Source organism: Rickettsiales endosymbiont of Peranema trichophorum, assembly GCF_004210275.1.
In the GTDB taxonomy this organism is placed as follows: Bacteria; Pseudomonadota; Alphaproteobacteria; order Rickettsiales; family Midichloriaceae; genus RICK02.
In genome coordinates, this window is record NZ_SCFA01000060.1 from 1 (window position 1) to 4,615 (window position 4,615).

At 38.9% G+C, this 4,615-nt stretch carries 5 protein-coding genes; 3 read left to right on the forward strand and 2 right to left on the reverse strand.

Annotation, left to right across the window (positions count from 1 at the left end):
• The first annotated feature begins 176 nt into the window (after positions 1-176).
• Positions 177-332 (forward strand): transposase, encoded by a 156-nt coding sequence (locus tag EDM53_RS03275; RefSeq protein ID WP_410528555.1) that lies wholly within the window; start codon positions 177-179, stop codon positions 330-332.
• On the opposite strand, the gene EDM53_RS06490 is transcribed toward EDM53_RS03275, so the two are convergent.
• Together EDM53_RS06490 and EDM53_RS03280 are read right to left on the reverse strand one after the other, a co-directional pair.
• Positions 274-399 (reverse strand): hypothetical protein, encoded by a 126-nt coding sequence (locus EDM53_RS06490; protein ID WP_277986526.1) that lies wholly within the window; start codon positions 397-399, stop codon positions 274-276. The genes EDM53_RS03275 and EDM53_RS06490 overlap by 59 nt on opposite strands.
• A gap of 246 nt (positions 400-645) precedes the next feature.
• Entirely contained in the window at positions 646-3,384 is a 2,739-nt protein-coding gene (locus EDM53_RS03280) for a sodium:solute symporter family transporter (RefSeq protein ID WP_165379605.1), read from the reverse strand.
• Positions 3,385-3,855: 471 nt separating this feature from the next.
• On the opposite strand from EDM53_RS03280, the gene EDM53_RS03285 reads away from it, so the two are divergent.
• Both EDM53_RS03285 and tnpB read left to right on the forward strand, forming a co-directional pair.
• Positions 3,856-4,206: a hypothetical protein gene (locus EDM53_RS03285; protein ID WP_130122261.1), complete on the forward strand. Its 351-nt coding sequence runs from the start codon at positions 3,856-3,858 to the stop codon at positions 4,204-4,206.
• A complete protein-coding gene (gene tnpB / locus EDM53_RS03290; protein ID WP_130122262.1) occupies positions 4,206-4,520 on the forward strand; it encodes an IS66 family insertion sequence element accessory protein TnpB in 315 nt (104 codons plus the stop codon). Before EDM53_RS03285 ends, tnpB begins: the two co-directional genes overlap by 1 nt.
• Positions 4,521-4,615: the final 95 nt, after the last annotated feature.

The window sequence follows — 4,615 nt, forward strand, 5'->3', positions numbered from 1 at the left end:
AAACTTTGTTTTCTATTGGCATATCTGATATGTAAAATCCATAAGCTTTCTGCCTATCTAATACACTTTTCTTATGGATTTTCAATCCATTTTATCTCCTCAACCCCTCATCCCTTCTCCTCTCCATCACTTCTGACGCACGGACTAAAGAATGTATGAGCATATTTCTGGAGCAAATGTCTGAGTGGCTTTGGCAGAGCAAGGCCTTTATTGTGATGGATTGCGCTGGATGGCATAAGGCTAAAGACCTATCGATACCAAGCAATATCGAAATTATTTTGCTGCCACCGTATTCTCCAGAGCTAAATCCTTACTATTACCCACAAGACTGATTCCACCACTGATCGTGAACATTTTGGAGACTGGTAAATTCAGTAGATTGATATTATCAATAGGCATAAACTACCTTATTTTATTGTTACAATAATGTTACGCTCCCATATGTGCTAAATATTTGTATTAGTCAAACCATTTGATTCAAAGCACACGATGCTTCTAATTCAGCCGATAATTGCTTCCACAGGTCCCACTATTTTTATTTTTTTACGAGGTCGCTCCAGTACATGTTTTAACGTACCAAAACTTGTGGGTAATTGAAACCTTAACAGTACGCTTACGACAAGTACAGAAATAGACATTACCAGGCTACCTTTTTGTATCGTCTCCAACTTCTGGAAAAGACAGTATAAACTCCGTATATTCACCCAACTCTGAGATACACCTAATACCCCCTCCAAGCTGCTCCATTACATCCTTGCAAAACGCTAATCCTATCCCTGTACCTCCTTTCTCACCACTGTACAGCATATCAAAAATGTATGGTAACACCTCGGGAGATATCCCTTTACCATTATCCCTAATAAAGACAGTATGATCCTCCATTCTAATGTGAATCAAAACATTTGGCCCTCCGTACTTAACCGCATTACTAATAATGTTGATCAACACGTGTCTTACAAATTTCCATGAACCTTTAAACGTAAAGTCATTTATTTGGTCAAATCTGATGTTATTTAAGTAATTTTTAAATTGATGCTCCAATAGCGCACTTTTAATACACTTCCTCATCACATAACACTCTACGTCATCCGCACCGTTTTCTCCTCTAATTCTTGCTAACAGCATGTCTATAGTATCAAGCCCCTCTTTAGAGATCTCATTTGTTTCCTCCAACAATTCTAACATCTCTTCCACATCATCTTGCAATAGTGAGACATTGGCATTGCTTTGAGAACGTTGTACTGCTCTTTTTAACAGGCTATTCAGAAGTGACACAGATGCCTGAGTGTTGATAAAAGGCGACCGCACCTCATGTGCTATTGCTCCACCAAATATTTTTAACTTCAGTGATTCAACAAGTTGAAATTGTTTCACTAATATAGCCGTTACTATCCCAAACATGCTGTATAGAATTGCACTAATGACCGACAAGTGCTCTATATGAAACTTTGGTCCAGGTTGAAGTAATGTGTATGCTCCGGAAGCTATCAACACTCCTACAGTACCCAACGTCAAAAATGCCCTTAGATCCACAAGGAGTGCAAATACAAAGGTGGAGATAATAAAGTTGATGACGTAAAAAGAATCAAAAGGTTTCAATAACAGTCCATACACGGATGCTAAAGGTAAAGCCAAAGTCATGAGTATAGCCCAATACAACGGCACATATCGTCTCAAAAAGGTGCCGTCTATCAACTCTCTTATAATTCCAATAGCAGATACTGATAAGTTAATAAGATACAATTGTATGATTAGGTTTCTGGACAGTGGGCCTGTCAGAGGTTCGTATATTTGCGTGAGCACATATGTGGAGTATAAGAATATAATAATGTAAGAAACATAGTGCGGTAGCATACTTTTGGCTAAAAGTACTTTAGACGTGTACATCATACCAGACGGTGAAAGGTACTTAAAGAAAGCAACTAAGGTATGAAGTCCCCAGCGCGTTCTTGTTATAGGAGCAATGGGAGGTGTAGGCATTTCTACACCTAAATATACCTGCACATAGTGTCCAACAAACAAGCCTACACAGCTTCCCATCATACCTGCACTAGATGTTATGAGATCTAGGGTCCCTAAGAAGTAAGCAACAACAGCTATTGATAAGACAGCAAAGATGCAGGAAATAATAAAAGAGAAGCTATTTGTTCTAAATCTTAAGAAACCAACTATAAGAGGCATAAGGATTAAAGGGTCCCAAAAATTCCATATGAACCACAAAAAAGACAGTATAGCTGTAACCTTGAGAGCAATGAAAATTGATACGACAGAAATTGTTAGAGTAGAGAGACGGGCGATCAACAACTCCTGCTTTGAGGTGAGATTTGGTAGCACTGTTTTAGCGATATCATGCGCACACAGTACGGCAGTAGTATTTAGCCATGAGTCTGCAGTAGACATAATGGCCGCCAATATTCCTGCTATTATAAGACCCACCATCCATGTTGAAAGAGTAGGATTAGTTGTAATAAAATGAAAGAACACAGTACCAGAATCAAGGTCTGGATTTTTGACTCGAACGACCAACCCAATCAGGCATATGATGACATTAAGGGAGAATGCCATCAAAGCAACAATAATTAAAGAATAAGTAAGCTGCTTTGAACTTTGTGCCATGAGGAATCTTTGTATAAAAGTACCTGAAGCAACAGCAGGTAAGCAAAGGTAGTTAAACAATAATGCCGCGAACATCACTCCTTTTTGTCCTGAGAAGTCTAATGTAAGGTGTGAAGGTGGTAACTTAGCAGCTAACACTGCTAGACCTCCTAATTCTTGCAGTGAAATGATGCACAGTATAGGCAAAGCTATATAGAACACGATAAACTGCAGTATATCTGTGGCAACAACAGACCTTATACCACCAAAGATAGAGTATAGTGTAACTATACCAAAACCTACAAGTACCCCAGTGAGATTTGAGACACCTAGCAATGCGTTAGAAACGTAGCCAATAGCCGTTACTTGGGCGGTAACGACTCCAAGCGATAATAATATCGAGGAAACATTCGTAACCCACTTACCGGGTGCGCCATATAGCCTAGTCATAATATCGCTTATAGAGATACAGCCCCTAAATTGCTCTATATTTCTACCGAAAACATATGCAGCAATAAACCAAGGTATTGGTTCTGCAGCTTGTATAATGATGAAGAGTACACCTTCGTTATATACTTCCTCTATGGTTCCGGTTGTACTAGCAGCTCCTATATAAGTTGCAAATAATGTTGCAATTAAGGCGAAGTTGGTAAAACCACCAGTACCTAGAGTATATTCCTTAATGTTTTTGAGGGTCCCAACCTTATAAAAACCAAGAACCAGACACGCCACTAGGTAGAAAAATACGATGAGAAGATCAGGTCTAATTAGTTCTAGATAATTTTGCATAACTGCCATTTAAACACATCTATATCTGTGCCGAACTCTGTATCAAGAGAAACGTACGCCCAGAATATTGGGGAAGAATATAGCTATGTCAAGCACTATGTCCTCCCAAGACAGGGTCTACGCACGAAAAATTTTATTGACAGATTTCAAGAAGTGTTTGAAGGACATGGAGTTTTTGCCCACCAGGCTTTTCAGAGATTGAGAAGGTTGATTCTTAACTTTATTTGGTCACTCTAACATGAATACAAAAGATGTACCACTACCTATGGCGCCAACCATACCCCAACTCAAAACCAAAGTTGCGCAATTTTACTGAAAGGAGACTCTTAAATGCTACACCGTTTGTTGTGTCTAGGCATCTTACCATTAGTATACTCTCTTGTGTCCATGGTAAGCGTACGGTAAAGGTGGACTATCGAGGTCTAATAGTATCTGGTATGTTTCTGTAATGATTGTCAATAAGGAGCTAATATGGGCGGAAGATTGTCACAAGCGTTTTACGCGGAACAAAAGGCTAAGATATTGAAAGCAAGAGGAATACCAGGATGTGTTATAACTAAGCTGGCAAAAGCACACTCTATACATACATCGACGATACACAAATGGCTTAGGCAAGAAAGAGAGTTAGCAAAGACAAAAGTACCAGAGATGGATTGTAGGCCAAAGTTTTTAGAGGTAGCAGTTACTGGTTCAGAACCTTTATTACCGCAGACTGCAATCTTACAAAAAGCATCATTAACATTCAGTGATTTTTCATTTGTACTTGAGGGTAAAGTTAATAGCAGCAAGCTAATGAACATACTGAAAGCACTGGAGGGGTAATGTTTGATCATAATACTAGCAAGATATATCTTTGCACTGGCTTTACTGACATGCGCAAAGGTATTAATCGTCTCACACTCTTAGTTAGTGGTCTTGTTACAGACCAAGTGTGTAGTGGAGCGATGTTTGTATTTCGTGGTAAGAATGCTCATAAGCTGAAAATATTATGGTGGGACGGCCAGGGTTATTGCTTGTTTTACAAGTGCCTTGATAGTGGGAAGTTTACGTGGCCTAAAAGTGATGAGAATGGTAGTCTTGGTTCTCTAATTGCAAATCAGTCAAGTAGGGTACGTAAGAATAAGTGTGTAAGTTGATATGAAAGAATGGAGGTATAAATTGGCCAGCGAATAGGCTAGTATATAGCCAGTTTGAGCTGGCCAATTAAATACCTTAATTTAACAGTTAATTT